At 57.6% G+C, this 16568-nt stretch carries 17 protein-coding genes; 13 read left to right on the top strand and 4 right to left on the bottom strand.

The window, feature by feature from the left end:
* Positions 1-4 precede the first annotated feature (4 nt).
* Together proS and AC2FJC_RS00995 are read left to right on the top strand one after the other, a co-directional pair.
* Positions 5-1345: a proline--tRNA ligase gene (gene proS, locus AC2FJC_RS01000; protein WP_496738073.1), complete on the top strand. Its 1341-nt coding sequence runs from the start codon at positions 5-7 to the stop codon at positions 1343-1345.
* Complete coding sequence (locus tag AC2FJC_RS00995) at positions 1329-2222, top strand: glycosyltransferase family 2 protein (protein ID WP_496738072.1); 894 nt, start codon at positions 1329-1331, stop codon at positions 2220-2222. The genes proS and AC2FJC_RS00995 overlap by 17 nt, the downstream gene beginning before the upstream one ends.
* A 5-nt stretch (positions 2223-2227) precedes the next feature.
* Here the strand turns inward: AC2FJC_RS00995 and AC2FJC_RS00990 are convergent, their stop codons facing one another.
* Entirely contained in the window at positions 2228-2578 is a 351-nt protein-coding gene (locus AC2FJC_RS00990) for a hypothetical protein (protein ID WP_496738071.1), read from the bottom strand.
* Positions 2579-2915: 337 nt separating this feature from the next.
* On the opposite strand from AC2FJC_RS00990, the gene AC2FJC_RS00985 reads away from it, so the two are divergent.
* From AC2FJC_RS00985 to AC2FJC_RS00975, 3 genes are all read left to right on the top strand, one after another.
* The gene (locus tag AC2FJC_RS00985; protein ID WP_496738070.1) at positions 2916-3902 is read left to right on the top strand and encodes a DUF6492 family protein; all 987 of its coding nucleotides are present in this window, start codon (positions 2916-2918) and stop codon (positions 3900-3902) included.
* A 64-nt stretch (positions 3903-3966) separates the two neighbouring features.
* The gene (locus tag AC2FJC_RS00980) at positions 3967-5262 is read left to right on the top strand and encodes a lipoprotein-releasing ABC transporter permease subunit (RefSeq protein WP_496738069.1); all 1296 of its coding nucleotides are present in this window, start codon (positions 3967-3969) and stop codon (positions 5260-5262) included.
* Positions 5255-5941 carry an ABC transporter ATP-binding protein gene (locus tag AC2FJC_RS00975; RefSeq protein ID WP_496738068.1) on the top strand — a complete coding sequence of 229 codons (687 nt, stop codon included), beginning with the start codon at positions 5255-5257 and terminating at the stop codon, positions 5939-5941. The genes AC2FJC_RS00980 and AC2FJC_RS00975 overlap by 8 nt, the downstream gene beginning before the upstream one ends.
* Here the strand turns inward: AC2FJC_RS00975 and AC2FJC_RS00970 are convergent.
* The gene (locus tag AC2FJC_RS00970) at positions 5925-6362 is read right to left on the bottom strand and encodes a DMT family transporter (protein ID WP_496738067.1); all 438 of its coding nucleotides are present in this window, start codon (positions 6360-6362) and stop codon (positions 5925-5927) included. The two genes, AC2FJC_RS00975 and AC2FJC_RS00970, sit on opposite strands and share 17 nt — an antisense overlap.
* A gap of 92 nt (positions 6363-6454) precedes the next feature.
* Here AC2FJC_RS00970 and AC2FJC_RS00965 point away from each other — a divergent pair, with 92 nt between their 5' ends.
* Positions 6455-6853, top strand: a complete 399-nt coding sequence (locus tag AC2FJC_RS00965) for a c-type cytochrome (protein ID WP_496738066.1) — start codon at positions 6455-6457, stop codon at positions 6851-6853.
* A gap of 3 nt (positions 6854-6856) precedes the next feature.
* Here AC2FJC_RS00965 and AC2FJC_RS00960 read toward each other — a convergent pair whose 3' ends face one another.
* Together AC2FJC_RS00960 and AC2FJC_RS00955 are read right to left on the bottom strand one after the other, a co-directional pair.
* Positions 6857-7549 (bottom strand): hypothetical protein, encoded by a 693-nt coding sequence (locus AC2FJC_RS00960; protein ID WP_496734097.1) that lies wholly within the window; start codon positions 7547-7549, stop codon positions 6857-6859.
* A gap of 41 nt (positions 7550-7590) precedes the next feature.
* On the bottom strand, positions 7591-8253 hold the full coding sequence (locus AC2FJC_RS00955; protein ID WP_496734099.1) for a DNA-3-methyladenine glycosylase I: 663 nt from the start codon (positions 8251-8253) through the stop codon (positions 7591-7593).
* 415 nt (positions 8254-8668) lie between these two features.
* On the opposite strand from AC2FJC_RS00955, the gene AC2FJC_RS00950 reads away from it, so the two are divergent.
* The 7 genes from AC2FJC_RS00950 (at position 8669) to AC2FJC_RS00920 (ending at position 16562) form a co-directional block, all read left to right on the top strand.
* The gene (locus AC2FJC_RS00950) at positions 8669-9619 is read left to right on the top strand and encodes an ABC transporter substrate-binding protein (RefSeq protein ID WP_058275748.1); all 951 of its coding nucleotides are present in this window, start codon (positions 8669-8671) and stop codon (positions 9617-9619) included.
* 10 nt (positions 9620-9629) lie between these two features.
* Positions 9630-10679: a quaternary amine ABC transporter ATP-binding protein gene (locus AC2FJC_RS00945; RefSeq protein ID WP_496724332.1), complete on the top strand. Its 1050-nt coding sequence runs from the start codon at positions 9630-9632 to the stop codon at positions 10677-10679.
* Positions 10676-12742: an ABC transporter permease gene (locus tag AC2FJC_RS00940; RefSeq protein ID WP_496738065.1), complete on the top strand. Its 2067-nt coding sequence runs from the start codon at positions 10676-10678 to the stop codon at positions 12740-12742. Before AC2FJC_RS00945 ends, AC2FJC_RS00940 begins: the two co-directional genes overlap by 4 nt.
* A 108-nt stretch (positions 12743-12850) precedes the next feature.
* The gene (locus AC2FJC_RS00935; RefSeq protein WP_496738064.1) at positions 12851-13516 is read left to right on the top strand and encodes an NnrU family protein; all 666 of its coding nucleotides are present in this window, start codon (positions 12851-12853) and stop codon (positions 13514-13516) included.
* 72 nt (positions 13517-13588) lie between these two features.
* A complete protein-coding gene (locus tag AC2FJC_RS00930) occupies positions 13589-14110 on the top strand; it encodes a DUF2478 domain-containing protein (RefSeq protein ID WP_058276861.1) in 522 nt (173 codons plus the stop codon).
* 86 nt (positions 14111-14196) lie between these two features.
* Complete coding sequence (locus AC2FJC_RS00925) at positions 14197-15444, top strand: D-arabinono-1,4-lactone oxidase (protein ID WP_496738063.1); 1248 nt, start codon at positions 14197-14199, stop codon at positions 15442-15444.
* On the top strand, positions 15441-16562 hold the full coding sequence (locus tag AC2FJC_RS00920) for an alanine racemase (RefSeq protein WP_496738062.1): 1122 nt from the start codon (positions 15441-15443) through the stop codon (positions 16560-16562). Before AC2FJC_RS00925 ends, AC2FJC_RS00920 begins: the two co-directional genes overlap by 4 nt.
* Positions 16563-16568 lie beyond the last annotated feature (6 nt).

Genomic DNA, 16568 nt, shown 5'->3' with positions numbered 1-16568 from the left:
ACCAATGCGCCTCAGCCGTTACTTTCTGCCCGTTCTCAAGGAAAACCCCTCCGAGGCCCAGATCGTCAGCCACCGGCTGATGCTGCGCGCCGGGATGATCAAGCAAGCTGCTGCCGGAATTTATTCGTGGTTGCCGCTGGGTTTCAAAGTGCTGCGTAAGCTGGAAAACATCATCCATGAAGAGCAGGCACGCGCTGGCCACATCGCGATCCAGATGCCCATCATCCAGTCGGCGGATCTGTGGCGCGAATCCGGGCGGTATGATGACTACGGTCAGGAAATGCTGCGCATGAAAGACCGGCATGACCGGGATATGCTATTCACGCCGACTGCCGAAGAGCTGGTCACTGACATCTTCCGCGGTCATGTGAGCAGCTACAAAGACCTGCCGCTGACGCTGTACCAAATCCAGTGGAAGTTCCGCGATGAGATCCGCCCGCGCTTTGGCGTGATGCGTGGACGCGAGTTCTACATGAAGGACGGTTATAATTTCGACCTGACCAAAGAGGATTCGCTGCACGCCTACAACCGCCATCTGGTCACCTATCTGCGCACCTATGAGCGCATGGGACTGCAAGCCATCCCGATGCGCGCCGATTCCGGCCCCATCGGTGGCGACAACACGCACGAGTTCCTCGTTCTGGCCGACACCGGTGAATCTGAGGTGTTCTATGACAGTGCAGTCACCGATCTGACTTTTGGTGATCGTCAAATCGACTACGACAGCCGCGAGCAGTGCCAGGCGATCCTCGAAGAGTTCACCTCGAAATACGCGCGCACGGATGAAACCCATGACGAGGCGCTGTTCAACCAAGTCCCTGAAGAGCGTCGCCGCGTGGCGCGCGGGATCGAGGTTGGTCAGATCTTCTACTTCGGCACCAAGTACTCCGAAGCCATGGGTGCAACTGTACAAAGCCCCGATGGCAAACCCGTTCCGGTTCATATGGGCAGCCACGGTATTGGCGTCAGCCGCCTGATCGGAGCGATCATTGAAGCTAGCCATGACGACAAGGGCATCATCTGGCCCGAAGGCGTGACGCCGTTCCATTGCGGTATCGTCAACCTTAAACAGGGTGATGACGAGGCCGACGCCGCCTGTAACAAGATCTACGGCGCGCTGACTGCGCTGGGCCTCGACCCATTGTATGATGACCGTAAGGAACGGGCAGGGGGCAAGTTCGCCACCATGGACCTGATCGGTCTGCCCTGGCGCATCACCGTTGGCCCGCGCGGTCTGAAAAACGGAGTGGTTGAATTGACCTGTCGCCGTACCGGTGAAAGCGAAGAGATGTCCCCCGAAGCCGCCGTCACTAAGATCGCCGAGATCTATGAGCGCATCGCCTGATACCCAAGACGCGCCGCTGATCTCGGTCATTACCGCGACCTATGACCTGCTGTCGCAAGGGCGGCAGGACAGTTTTGGCGAGGTGATCGAGTGCATGGTCCGTCAGAACTGCGACCGGGCTGAGCATATCATTCAGGATGGGGCGTCGAGTGATGGCACGGTCGAGTTTCTACAGAACCTGACTGCGGACAAGGCCCGTACCCGGCTGATTAGCGAACCGGATACCGGTTTGTATGACGCGATGAACAAGGGCGCGCAGGCCGCGCGAGGGGAATATCTGTTGTTCCTAAACTCGGATGACTCGCTGGCGTCCGACGACATTTTGAACATTGTCGCTGGTCGGCTTGAGGCGACACAGCCGGATTTCCTGTTCGGTTCGACCCTGCGCCGGTTCGAGGATGGATCAGAAAGCCGAGAGAAACGGATGTCGCTGACAGCGATTCTGCAGCGGATGCCGTTCTGCCATAACTCGGTGTTGCTGAAGCGGGATGTGTTTTTGGCGCTGGGCGGACATGACACTCAGTTTAGCGTCGCGGCCGATTACGATCTGATGTTGCGCCTTTTGACCGAAGGGTATCAGGGCGAGCGCATTGAAGATCCGATATCCATGTTCTGGCGTAGGGGCGCCACGAGCGACGATGCCGCAACAGCGGAAGACTACGCCCGTGTCTGGATGAATTACTATGGCGGGTACAGGTCGACCGATGGTCTGACACAGTCCGATTTCGTTCGGTATTACCAACGCGGTCACATGCCCGTGGCACTGATCCTTGAGCGACTGCTAAAGCCCGGCACGTCGGATGCCATCAAAGCCGCCGCGCGCCACAGTCTGTGGAAGACGACGCGCCGATCCGTTCAGTTCTGGCGCAGCTTTTAGGCGCGTCAGGCTGTCGGTCGGGCGGTCAGAACATCTCCGTCTGCCTCATGGCCCCGTGCGACAACGACTGGACGGCCCAGCCGTCGCACCAGATCCCTGAACTCAAGGCCCAGAAAACGCAGACCGCAAATCCGGTCTCCGGTGGTTTGATCGGTTAGGCACATCCGTCCATCCCGGAAGACCAGGCAATACCCCTTGTCGTTTAGGATGTCGGTCAAACCAGCCCAGCTTGCCGCGCTGGCAAAGATCGGAAGGATCGTTGCACGCAGTAGAACTGCGGATTCACAATCCAGTTCGGTTGATGTTTGTCGGACCGAAAATGCGTCCGGTTGTTCAGTTTCAATTCGAATACTCATGAGCGACCCCCGCTCTGTAAAATGAATTCCCCCATAGTCAGGGTGACAAAGTTTCCAAAAATAAGCAAAACGCGAAATAAAATTGCGCTAATAATGTTGCATTTTGAGGTCAGTTTGCCTCGCCATGCTCACATTAACTTCATACCTGAAACAATACCGGGCTGTATGTGAAGAGCGTCACAACCGGCGGTATATTTTAATGGCGGATGATCTCCTTTAGTTCGAGTGTCCGTTTGACCGGTGGCGTTGCTGATTCGCAATTTCGGGGCTTTGAGAGCGAATTTGACCGCGCCGAAATTGCTGATAAACCGGGCAAAACGATGAAAGGGCCCGCGCTGTGCTGAGTTTCGCGACCGTCGTGTATTCCAAGGACTTTCCCCTGCTTGAACTTCAGGCGCTGTCTTTTGCCCGTTTTGTCGATCAAGACATGGTTTCGTCGATTCACGTGATCATGAATGACTGCGACGAAGATACGCTCAGGGCAAAAATCGAACCCCTTTTGGCTTCATACGGCCCACTGCGATCCAAGGTTCAGGTCCTGGGCGGCGATGACCTTTTGTTGCAGCCCGGTCAGTACGCGCGGCGATCCTTGTCGGATCGGATCATGATCGAAAATCGGTTTCGTATTCCCGGCATTCGCAGGCAGGGGTGGCGCGGGTCCAACGGGTATCGCAGTCAGCAAGTTCTGAAGCTGGGTGCCGCGCGCGTTGCGGCGTCTGAGAACATGGTTATCCTGGACACCAAGAACGTCTTTCTGCGTAGCTTTGATCCGGCTGAGTTCTTTTCTGACAACGGTGCTGCGCGTATCGCTTTCATCGACGTCCAAAGCGATTACCATCGCAATTGGCTGATCGAGAGCCTTGATGCTCTGGGCGCGTCAGGTACCGACCTCAACGGGTTAAGGACCACGACATTTGCGACCCCTTTCGCGCTGCGCCGATCTTTGGCCTTGGCGCTGTTGGACGAGATCAACGATCGGTATGGCTCGGTGCAGGCGCTGTTCGGATCGCGCAGGCGACCGTCCGAGTTCATGTTGCTGAATGCGTTCTGCCTCAAATCGCCGGATGGCTATGCACCGTTGTTCGAGGACCACGCGCAATGCAACATCGGGCTTTGGCCGACCTATTCGCCCGAGGAAATGGCATCGCAGTTGGCGATGCTGGATGATCCCGCTGCATTGACGTTGGGTCTGCATAACCGCGCCTTGTCGCTGTTGCCCGGCGATCTGCGGGATCGTGTGTTTTCCGAGTTGGAAAACAGGGGTATTTGTACCCGACCGCGCGCCGAAGAGGTGTTAAACTGCGCGGCAACGCTGACCGGCTGACAACCGGCTTGACCATCCGGTGAAATGCCGAAAGGGTCGCGACAACAAAATAACCGGAGCAGGCATGGCCAGAACACCCCCGCCCTTTGCCCCATTTGAGTGGAAAATCGCGTGGCGTTACCTGCGCGCGCGCCGTGCCGAAGGTGGCGTGAGCGTCATGACGTGGATTTCCCTGATCGGGATCACGCTGGCCGTCTTTGCCCTGATTGCCACTCTGGCCGTCCGTTCTGGATTTCGGTCTGAGTTTGTCGGCACAATTCTGGGCGCAAACGCCCATGTGACTGTGTACTCCGCCGGAGAGTTTGATGCGCAGGGCCGCGTGGACCGCACGATCGCGGAATATGAAGAGATGACCAGCCGGATCGCGCAGGTTCCGGGCGTGGAACGCGCGGCTCCGCTGGTCAAAGGACAGGTCCTGATTACCAATCGCGACCGCAGCAGCGGGGTCGAGGTCTTTGGTATCCGCCCTGACGACCTGCGCGATCTGCCCGGCGTCGCGCAAAGCGAACAGGCCGTAGGTGATCTGACCCAGTTTCAAGACGGTAAGGATGTGATTGCCATTGGGTCCGGTGTGGCGCGCAGCATCGGAGCGACGGTTGGTGACACGGTCAAACTGACCTCACCCAATGGGGTGAAAACCGCCTTTGGGACGTCTCCACGTGTGAACGCTTATCAGGTGGTCTATGTGTTCTCGGCCGGGCGGTATGACATCGACCGCACCCGCGTTTACATGCCGTTCACGCAAGCTCAGAGCTTTTTCAACCGTGACGGTGTGGCCGACGAGATCGAAGTGATGGTCGAACGGCCCGAGGAAATGACCCCGGTTCTGATCCCCATCCTCGAGGCCGCAGGCGGGCGCAGCCAGATCTGGACGTGGCAGGATGCTTCGGGCGGCTTTCTGCGTGCGCTCGAGGTTGAGGACAATGTGATGTTCATCATCCTGTCGATCCTCGTCTTGATCGCGGCAATGAATATCGTGTCGGGCCTGATCATGCTGGTGAAAAACAAGGGGCGCGATATTGGTATCCTGCGCACCATTGGCCTGAGCGAAGGGTCGATCCTGCGGGTCTTTTTTATCTGTGGTGCGTTCACTGGCATCATCGGCACCGTTATGGGGGTGATCCTCGGTTGCCTGTTTGCCATCTATATCGACCCGATATTCTCCTTCGTGAACTACGTCATGGGTGGCGGCGTCTGGGATCCGTCCATTCGCGGCATCTATTCCCTACCCGCCGAGTTGCACCTTTCAGACGTTCTCAAGGCGATTGGGCTATCGTTGGGGCTGTCGTTCATTGTCACCTATTTCCCGGCCCGCCGCGCGGCGCGGCTGAACCCGGTTGAGGCGCTGCGCTATGAATGACCTGACAATGCGGCTGAACGGTCTGACCAAAACCTATCTCAAGGGCACTCCGGGCGAGGTTCAGGTGTTGCGCGGTGTCGATCTGGAACTGCGTGCTGGCGAAGCCGTGGCGATGGTCGCGCCATCCGGGGCAGGCAAATCGACACTGTTGCACATTGCCGGACTACTGGACAAACCAGATGAAGGAACGGTCGAGATCGCGGGCCAGAATGTAGCTGGCAGGGGGGATCGAACCCGTACAGCGCTTAGACGACAGGACGTTGGGTTCGTGTACCAGTTCCATCATTTGTTGCCCGAGTTTACCGCGCTGGAAAACATCACCCTGCCGCAACTGGCGAATGGCGTATCCGAGAAGGCTGCACAGGACAGGGCGATGACGTTGCTGGACCGCGTCGGCGTTGCAGCGCGTGCCAAACACCGCCCCGCCGCCCTGTCAGGGGGCGAGCAGCAGCGTGTTGCGTTTTGTCGGGCCTTGGCAAACAAGCCACGCGTTTTGCTGGCGGATGAACCGACCGGTAACCTGGATCCCGAAACCTCGGATCAGGTATTTGGTGCTCTGATGTCGTTGGTCCGGGACGAAGACCTTTCGGCGTTGATTGCGACACATAACATGGATCTGGCCGCGCGGATGGACCGAAAGCTGCGGCTGGAGGCGGGTGTTCTTAAGGCAGTTGAGTGATGGCGACACCGGCCGCCATCACGGCTATGCCCCCGGCCCGAATCCACGTCAGCGGCGTGACCTGAGCGCCAAACAGGCCAAAATGGTCGATGGCCGCCGTGCTGATCAACTGCCCCAGCAGAACAAAGAACACTGCGTTGCCGACTCCAAAATGGGGGGCAACATGCGTGATCGACAAAACATAAAACGCAATCAAAACACCGGCCAGCAACAGGTGCTTCGGGGCTTGAGCCACCTTGGATAGCGCTTCCATTCCCGGGAACAGCAGCATGACCAGGGCTGACGCCAGGAACGCGATGGCAAACAGGACAACGGCGGCGGTTGTTGGTGATCCGATCAGCTTGCCCAAAGCGGCGTTCAAAGCCGCCAGAATCGGAACCCCGATCCCAGCCGCCAGCATAATGGCTGCGTATTGTGTCATTGCCCGTATCCTCCCGCTTCGTTGATCTGGATCATTGCGCCAAGCCGCCCAGCGGGCAAGCCTGCAAATGTCAATCGTGACAGGAGGATGCGATGATCAGACCGATGTTCAGGGCCGTTTGTGCGAGTGTTGCTGTGTTGGCGTCTCAGGCTATGGCGCAGAACGTTGAAACCGGTGCCGAACTCTATCAGCATTATTGCGCGACTTGTCATGGGATCGATGCGACCGGGCAGGGGCCAATGGCTGGTGTTTTGGTGATCCAGCCGACTGATCTGACACAGCTGGCATCCGGGGATGGAATGTTCCCAACAGCCCGCGTTGTGGCGCGTATCGACGGGCGTGATCCCTTGGTAAGTCATGGCAGCCCGATGCCGGTTTACGGTCCCTATTTCGACGGGCAGGATACCACGATGAAAACCCCAGACGGTCAGCCTATCCTGACCAGTCAGCCGATTGTGGATCTGGTGGCATATCTGGAGACGCTGCAATAAGGCTTAGCCTTCGCGGCAAATCCCTTCGACCTTCGCTCCGCTCCATGGAATTACAACGGCACGCTCGCGCTGCGCGCCAGGCAGCGGTGACAAGTCGAAATGCGCGCCCAACATGTCATGCAAGCGCTGGGTCCGCGGTGCAGTAGGGTCCAATGAGCGGCAGCAGACGTATTCCTCGACGATCGCCCCCTGTTGTTCGAATCCATAGGATAGAAAATCCGGCGATGTCTGCAGGTCGAACAAGTACGGGTCCTTGCTTCCGCCATGTTCGGCGGCCGCACGCAGGGGGTGGTAACCAGTGGACTGGCGGTTCTGCCATTGCCAGACGTGGGTCAGCTCGTGTGCAAGCAACATCCCGGCAATCAAGTCCATCTGTTCCGGGAAGTCGGACATATAGTCCTCAAGGTACCAGTCCTTGTTAAAATAGACCTTGTTGAACAACGCAACAGCGGCGGGTTTCGCCGTGACGACACCTTCTTCGGTTGGTGGCAGGATACGTTCCCGACAGGCCAAGCGCGGCCGGTCTTTGCGGTAAAACGTGATCGGCGTTACCGGCGCACCTTCGACAAGTCGCACGCGATCCAAATCCAGCGTGTCGCCTTGAACGGCACTTGCAAATGCGCGTTCCTGATCCGTCAAAGGGCGACCACAGGCAGCAAGCAAAATTAATAGCGTCATCAAAATACGAAAGGCCATAATCAAAGCCTAATGCGAAGTGCCCGCGCTGCAACCCGTTTTCACAGGCTCATTGCCAAAACCCTGCTGATTTCGGTCAGCGATCGGCCGGATTGTTTCATCCATGTATTAAAGGCCTCTTGCACCGCAGCCATCGCCTTTTTTGATGTTGGGGCCTTGTCGACCACGCCTTCGGCAATCAATCGCGCGGTGACGTCTTGCGAGAGGATAAAGCTGTCGCGCCCTGCAAATCGCATGGCGTATTGGGCCGAAGCCCCGCCCAGACGCGACCCTCGCTTGCCCAGCATCGCTAGCAGCCCGGCAAAGTCGTCCGATGGCCAACCCCCAAGAACCTGACCCGCACCGCCTTCGTCACGAAGCTCCAGCAAAAATGCGGCATTGTCACGAACGGTCGCGATCTTGGTTCCGTTGCGCACAATGCGGGTATCCTGTAGCAAGGCGTCGAATTTCTCATCGTCCATGAAGGCGCAGCGTCCGACATCGAAACCGTCAAATGCGATTTCAAACCCGTCCCACTTGTTTTCGATGACCTTCCAGTTGAACCCCGCCTGAAAGATGGATTTGGTGATAATCGAAAGCCAGCGATCTTCCGGCATCTCAGCAAGCTCGGCCAGACTTTTGGGTTTGCTCAACTTTTCATTCAACGCATCCGGGCCACCATGGCGATTGGCAGCCATTACAAAAATTTCATCGAAATGATGCATAAATCATGTCCTCCACCGATAAAGTTGCTTGTTGATCGCTTCGTTGCAAGGTCTCAAAGAGAGTGAGTTTTTGGACATTTGGTGCGTCTGAGATCAAAAAATGCAAAAAAATTGAACATCGGGAAAAGAAATACTCGACAAAACAGGGGATTCGGGTTTGTGATTGACTCGTCAATCAAAGACATGCGCCAAATATTTGTGTTAAGCAAAAACGCGCGCGATCAGTACAACGCAGCGGGTGGGGACTTGCAGCTTAGTACAAGGCGAAAAATTCCGCCTTTGTTCAAAGAGTTCACTTCCCTTTTGCGGCTAATTTTGTGCATGTTGCGACATGGTATTGTCGTCTGTTCAACCTTCCGGCGCGCACCTGTGCGCTGAGGTGGACGAAAAACAAAAAAAGACAGGGAGAATGTCGATGAAAAAACTCAGTGTCAGCCTGTTGGCTATGATGGTAGCCGGTTCCGCTTACGCCGCCGATATGGGGGCCGTGGACGAGCCGATCAAACTGGCGATCAACGAATGGACCGGTCAGCACGTAACGACCCAAGTAGCGGGCGAGATGCTGAAAGCCGCTGGTTACAACGTCGAATACGTGACCGCCGGAATGATGAACCAGTTCCAGGCAATCGCGGATGGCGACATCACTGCGACGCTGGAAATCTGGTCGTCCAACGTCTCGGACGAATATGCCAAGAAAATTGACGAAGGCACCGTCGTCGAGATCGGCGATCTGGGTCTGGATGCCAAGGAAGGCATCGCTTATCCGGCACACGTGGCCGATCTGTGCCCCGGTCTGCCGGCATGGGAAGCGCTGAAGGATTGCGCGCAGGTCTTCGCGACCGCTGAAACTCTGCCCGGTGGTCGTCTGGTCGACTATCCTGCTGATTGGGGTACGCCCGGCGCCGACCGTATGACCGGTCTTGAACTGCCGTTCAAAGCTGTGCCTGCCGGTTCCGAAGGTGCCCTGATCGCAGAATTGCGCGCCTCGACCGAGCGCAAGTCGCCGCTGCTGATCACTTTCTGGCAGCCGCATTGGGCGATGTCGGCCTATGACGTTCAGTTCGTTGAATTACCTGCCGGTGAAGAAGCCTGCTTTAACGATCCGGCATGGGGCCCGAACCCGAATGCTGTGAATGACTGCGATTTCTCGCCCTCGCGCATCTTCAAAGCCAGCTGGAACGGGATGGAAGAAAAATGGCCTGCGGCCTATGAAATCCTGTCCAACTATCAATTGGCGGTCGAGGACCAGCAGCCGATGATGGGCGCGATCGACGTTGACGGCGGTAAAGTCGAAGAAGTTGTCGCCGAATGGATGGCTGCGAACGAAGACAAATGGCGTCCGGTTGTTGACGCGGCAACGCAGTGAGTTCGCATAAGTGACTGACGCGAATACGCCAGCCATTACCTGCCAGAATCTCTGGCAGGTTTTTGGTCAAGGCGCAGACAAAGCCCTGACCGACGCGCTGTCTCGGTCAGGGAATGATGCAGACCAAGCCGCCGCCGATCTGCGCGAACACGGGTTCATCCCGGCCGTTCAGGACGCAAATTTTGAAGTCAAAGAGGGCGAGCTGTTCGTCATCATGGGCCTGTCTGGGTCGGGCAAGTCCACACTGATCCGCTGTATCTCGCAATTGCTGCCGGGCACGGGGGGCGAAATCCGTGTCGACGGCGAAAACGTCATCGGTGCGTCGAAGAAAGCGCTGACCGAATTGCGGCGCAAGAAGTTGGGCATGGTGTTCCAGCATTTTGGCCTGTTTCCACACATGACCGTTGCGGACAACGTGGCCTATCCACTGCGCGTATCGGGCGTCGGCAAAAAGGAACGAATGGCTCGCGCGCAAGAGGTCATCACTTTGGTCGGGCTGGAGGGCCGCGAGGACAGCTACCCGCGTCAGCTTTCCGGTGGTCAGCGTCAGCGCGTGGGAATTGCACGGTCTTTGGCGGTGAACCCGGACATCTGGTTTCTGGACGAGCCGTTCTCGGCCCTTGATCCACTGATCCGCCGACAGCTGCAGGACGAATTCCTGCGCATTCAGGCGACGCTGAAGAAATCCATCGTGTTTATTACTCACGATATCCAAGAAGCACTGAAACTGGCCGACCGCATCGCCATCATGCGCGATGGCAAGATCGTCCAGATCGGAACGCCGACGGATATCGTATTGCGCCCCGTAGATGATTACGTGCGCGAATTCTCGAAAGACGTGGCCAAGGGTCAGCACGCCAAGGTTGCCTCGGTCATGCGGGACGAGTCTGAACGTGGCCCGGATGATCCTGGCCTGACAACCTCGATGACCCTGGACGCCGCGTTGGCGCATTGCATGGAGCTTTATGAGCCCGTTCCTGTGCGCGATGAAAATGGCAATATTGTTGGCACGGTTCATCCTTCTGATCTTGCCGCCGCCCTTCAGGTGGATGAGACATGACTGCCGTTTCAGACATCCCCAGCAACAGCGCGATCCAATTGACGGTTGGCGCGAAGGCGGCATTAATCACAGTCGTCGTGGGCGCGGTTTGCCTTGCGTTGGAGGGTCTTGCGCCTTGGCTGGTCAAGTGGCCCACCGCCTGGGAATTGCCCGCGACTGAGTGGGTTGGCGCGTTTTTGGACTGGTTTCTGAACGGCATCAAACCAGCGATGCGGTTGTTTTCCGATTTGATGGCATATCCCATGAACGGGGCCAATTTCGTATTAGGTAATACACCGTGGCCGATTCTGATTGGTCTGGTGACGGCGCTGGGTTGGTTTCTGGGCGGTTTGCCGATGGCGGCGCTGGGATTCTTTGGCCTGAGTTTTGTGCTGGCCTCAGGCTACTGGGCCGAGAGTATGAATACGCTGGCGCTGGTTGCCGTTTCTGTGCCCGTCGCGTTAGTCGTCGGCGGTGCCATCGGCATCCTTGCCAATGAGGTGCCGCGCGTCAGGTCCTTTGTTCAGGCGGTTTTGGACGTGATGCAAACGGTTCCGACATTTGCCTATTTGACCCCGCTATTGCTGCTATTCGGCTTTGGCCCGGTTGTGGGTCTGATTGCCTCGGCCATCTACGCGGCACCGCCAATGGCGCGTAACGTGATGCTGGGTCTGGAACGGGTCGAACCCGAGATCAAAGAGGCTGCCATCATGTCTGGCGGCACGCGGTTTCAGCAGCTGTTGCAAGTCGAAATTCCGGCTGCCGCGACGCAGATCATGGTCGGCGTAAACCAATGTCTGATGGCCGCCTTGTCGATGGTCATCATCGCCGCCGTTATCGGCGGGTTCAACGACATCGGTTGGGAAGTCCTTCTGACCATGCGCAAGGCGCAGTTTGGCGAGTCGCTGATGGCTGGCCTGGTCATTGTGGTCTTTGCCGTAGTGATCGACCGGATGAGCGGCACGCTGGCCACCGAGCGTAAACGTTATGACCAACGCGTCGTCTGGGCAGTTCTGGGCTTTACGGTCCTGTTTACCGCCGCCTTTTGGGCATGGCTGCCGAACCCCTCCGAGTTGACCCTGCTGGACCCGATGGCTGAGGCTGTCGATAGCGGCCTGACCGCGTTCACGCAAACGAACGGTCCTTGGCTGGATGCGCTCAAGAACAACTCGCTGTTCTATGTTCTGTTGCCGCTGCGGATCGGTCTGGATCAGGCTGTTCTGCCATTCACCTGGGGTTTCCAGTGGACGGCTGGCATGAGCTTCGGCCTTTTCGCCGTCGGCGCGGCGATCGCCGCACTGATGGCATGGCGCGGTCACCTGACGGGCGGTTTGATCGTGCTGATCCTGATCGGAATGTTGGAAACTGGTATTGCAAACCTGCCATGGCCTTTCGTTCTGACCGGCGCTGCCGCGCTCAGCTATGTCGCGGGCGGCTGGCGTCTAGCGGCGCTTTCGGTGGGTTTGTTATGCACCATCCTCGTGTCCGGACTGTGGGAACGCGCCTTGCTGTCGCTTTACCTCAGTGGGGCTGCGGTGTTTTCCTGCGCCGTCGCAGGGGGCTTGATCGGCCTGGCCAGCGCGGTATGGGCGCCGGTCTGGAAGGTCGTTCGTCCAATTTGCGACATGCTGCAGACGATCCCGCTATTCGTCTTCCTGATCCCGGTGCTGATGGTGTTCCAGATTGGCGAGTTCTCGGCCTTTCTGGCGATCTGTGCTTACGCCATCGTTCCGATGATCCGCTACACGCGTCACGGGCTGGTCAACACTCCGGAAGAGATGATGGAGGCCGCGATCTCAAGCGGTGCGACCGAGTGGCAGATCATGCGGGATGTGCGCGCGCCATATGCTGCGCCGACGATCCTGCTGGGGCTGAACCAGACCATCCTTTATGCCTTTGCAATGCTGGTGATCGCTGCGCTGATCGGGACCACCGGTCTGGGACAGTCGATCTATCTGGCGCTAGGTCAGGCGGATGTGGGTCTGGGCATCTCGGCCGGTGCCGCTATGGCGATTCTAGCGCTTGTTGCCGATCGTATCGTGCAGGGTTTTGCCGAAGAACGGCGCAAAGCGTTGGGACTGTAAAATGGGGCAGGGGCGGCGCGTCCGCCCCTTCTACCCCGCGTTTGATCTTGGACAAAGACCGGACAGCCTTCGGGGCGTAGACCGCGCGTAACACGTTCGGAGAATACTATGACCAGTTGGGCCTTCTTTCTTGCAGCACTGATCACCTTTCTTCTCAGCCACGCCATCCCGGTGAGGCCGGGTGTTCGCAGTCGACTGATCGAAACACTAGGGCGCAAGGGTTATTTTGCGGCATATTCCGCACTTTCCCTTCTGGTGCTGGCATGGCTGATCGTCGCCGCAGCGCAAGCGCCATATGTTGAGTTCATCCCGCCGCTTGTCATCTTTCGCTGGGCGCCACTCTTGGTGATGCCAATCGTGTGCTGGCTGGCTGTCGCGGGCATATCGATCCAAAACCCGTTCTCATTTGGCGGGATGGGGCATCGTACATTCGATCCCGAAAAACCGGGCATCCTGCGGTCCACGCGCCACCCTGTTCTTGCGGCTTTGATGCTGTGGGCGGGGGCGCATCTGCTGGCCAATGGCAGTCTGTCACACGTGATCCTGTTCGGGCTTTTTGCAGGCTTTTCGGCATTCGGCATGGTTCTGATCGACCGCCGGAAACAACGCGAATTGGGTATAGAATGGATCCGGCTGTCTCGTAATACAGCCCGCCTGTCGCTGCGCGCACCGCGTCCCTGGCCGCGCCCTTGGGTCTGGCTGGTTGCAATTGCGATCTTCATGGCATTGCTTCATTTGCACGCGCCTGTGATCGGATTATCGCCATTACCGTGATCCAAGAGAGTGGTCGCGCAGGACCTTGCGTGCTATCTGGAACGTTACAAATCTGTACTAAGGGGTCCTTGGATGCATCTGGCCTATGTTACTACCACCGACCGCGGCGCAACCGACCGCCTGTTAAGTGCGGTTGCCGAACACCTGCTCGCCAAAGGCGCGAGCCTTGCGGGTGTGGTTCAAACCAACACCGAATGCGCGGATAGCAGCAAATGTGACATGGATGTTCGCGTTCTGCCCGAGGGTGAGACGATCCGTATCTCGCAATCCCTTGGTGAGCAGTCACGTGGTTGTCGTCTGGATCCTGCCGCGCTGGAACAGGCCGTCGGATATGTGACCTCTTCGCTGGCCGACGCGCCGCAATTGCTGATCATCAACAAGTTCGGCAAACATGAGGCGGATGGGCGCGGTTTCCGCCCCGTAATTGCCGAAGCTTTGGCGTTGGATGTTCCCGTTCTTGTTGGTGTGAATGGTCTGAACAAGGAAAAATTCGACGCGTTCACAGGTGGTGCTGCCGAACAGATCGCACCTGATCTTGAAAGCATCATTGCATGGTTCGACCGTGTTACTGCGCAACGTGAGGCCGCGGCCTGACAAAGCTCCCGTTGGGTAAGCTTCTGTTTTCCTGACTTGTTTCGTGTCGCATGTGCTGCAATCCTCTCCCTCGGAGGAGACAGTGCATGTGGACCAACTGGGCCGGAAACCAGCGCACGGATACGCCAATAGCGCGCCCGACGTCGATTGCTGAACTGCAAAATGAGATCGCGCGACCCCAAAGCCTGCGGGTCTTGGGTGCGGGGCATTCCTTTACGCCAATCGTAGCCGGTGGTGACCGGATCGTGGACTTGTCTGATTTGGATCTGCCAACGCTTGGCGATGCCCGGCAGGATCGGGTGTGGGTCAACGCCAATGCGCGGTTGCGGGATCTGTCACCGGCGCTGGCGGACAAAGGACTGGCATTTCGAAACCTTGGGGACATCAACACCCAATCGCTGGCGGGTGCGGCGTCGACTGCGACGCATGGGACCGGGCGGGACTTGCCGTGCCTTGCGGCAGAAATCACTGCAGCCCGGATGATCGGAGCAAGAGGAGATGTCCTGACCACGGATGATATCCCGCTTGAGATGGTACAGGTCAGTTTGGGGATGCTAGGCGTTCTGACCGAAGCGCAGATTTCGGTCGTGCCAAAGTACAACTTACGTCGGCAGGTCCAGCTTGCCTCGGTCAAGGATAGTCTGGCCACGATGCACCAGAAATGGGCAGAGAACCGGAATTTCGAATTCTTCTGCATCCCGTTTACCGGAAAGACTGTCGAACTTCGTCATGCCATCACAGATGCAGCCGAAAGCAAAGCACCGCGCGATTTGGATATGATCGCTGTAAAGGTACTGAAACTTGCGCGCAGCGCGGGACGGATCAGCGAAGGGTTGCGCAGTGCAATGCTCAAAGTGCTGACGATGGCGCAGTCGGACGAGGATTATGTTGGCGAAAGCTGGCGGGTTTTATGTAGCGACCGGCATATTCGTTTCAAGGAAATGGAATACCATCTGCCGCCAGATGTGGCTGGGGATGTTCTGCAAGAGGTTCTGACGCGCCTACATCGCCACCACAAGGACATCTACTTTCCGATCGAAGTGCGCCAGACTGCTGGTGACACGGCCTGTCTGTCTCCGTTCCAGGGTGGGCCGCGCATTTCCATCGCTATTCACGCCGACGCAGCCGAGGATCATAAACGGTATTTCGAAGCCATTGAGCCGCTATTTGTCGAAGCAGGGGGCCGCCCTCATTGGGGTAAGATGCACAATTTGGCTTACAAAGACCTGTCCGCAATGTATCCGGATTTTGATCGGTTTTGTGCGCTGCGCGAACGGCTCGATCCACAGGGTAAGTTTTTGACCTCCGCGCTTGCTCCGTTGTTTCGACCATGAATGCAGCAGCCCTGAAAGCTCTGTCAGATGTTCTGCGATCGCACGGGGTCGACAAGCCGGTCGTCGTAGTGGACCTGGACTTGTTGGACGCCAATTGTGTTGTCGCCGACAGGGTTGCTGATGTTGGACTGGCCCGCAGGCTGGTCGCCAAGTCTCTGCCCTGTCTGCCTTTGTTGGATTTCATTCGCGAGCGCATATCGACCTCTGGCCTGATGACGTTTTCCGAACCGATGTTGCAGGCGCTTTTGACGGCCGAGCCCGATACGGACCATCTGATTGGAAAGCCCTTGCCTGTCAGTTCTGCTGCAAGGCTTCTGTCCACCAATCCCGATGCGGCAAGGCGCGTTCAATGGTTGATCGACACTCCAGCTCGGCTTGAGGAATATCTGGCGTTGGCTTCAAATCGCCAGACGTCACTGCGTTTGTCTTTGGAACTGGATATCGGCCTGCACCGTGGCGGGCTAAATTCTCAGAATGTCGCAGAACTTGCCCAACAAATAATGGCGCACCCTTACGGGCAGATTGCCGGGGTGATGGGGTACGAGGCGCATTTGGCGAAAATGCCGGGCGTTTTGCGCAACCGCGCGGCGCGGGCCAGCGCAGATGCGTTCAACACAGCCGTCGCCGCTTTGCCGCATGACGAAGATGAGTTGTGTCTGAACACAGGTGGCAGCCTGACCTTTCAATCCTACCTTGCCGAGGGGTCCGCGAATGAGGTCGCATTCGGCTCGGTCCTGGTAAAGCCCGGCGATTTTGACCACGCCACGACGCAGGCGTTTGCACCAGCCGCGTTCATTGCGACACCAGTTCTTAAAGCAATGCCGGGTAACGCATTGCCGGGTCTGGAGTTTTTGCCGCGACAAAAAACGGATATAGCGATCTTTGGCGGCCACTTCCTTGCCCAGCCGGTATTCCCAGCAGGGTTTGGCTACTCAGCGGTCTTTGGCCGTTCAAGCAATCAGGAAGTGTGGACTGGCCCGCGAACGGCAGACGTGTCGCCGGGCGACATCGCCTTGCTGCGCCCTGCTCAAAGCGAGGCTGTACTGAATCAGTTCGGCACCATGCTTGCCATCCGAGGCGGGCAGGTGGTTGGTGAATGGCCATGCCTGCCCAACTAGGCGTCG

It is taken from the genome of Ruegeria sp. CDSB117 (genome assembly GCF_059611005.1).
The sequence above is the reverse complement of the archived record's forward strand: the minus strand, read 5'-3'. Positions and strand labels throughout refer to the sequence as shown.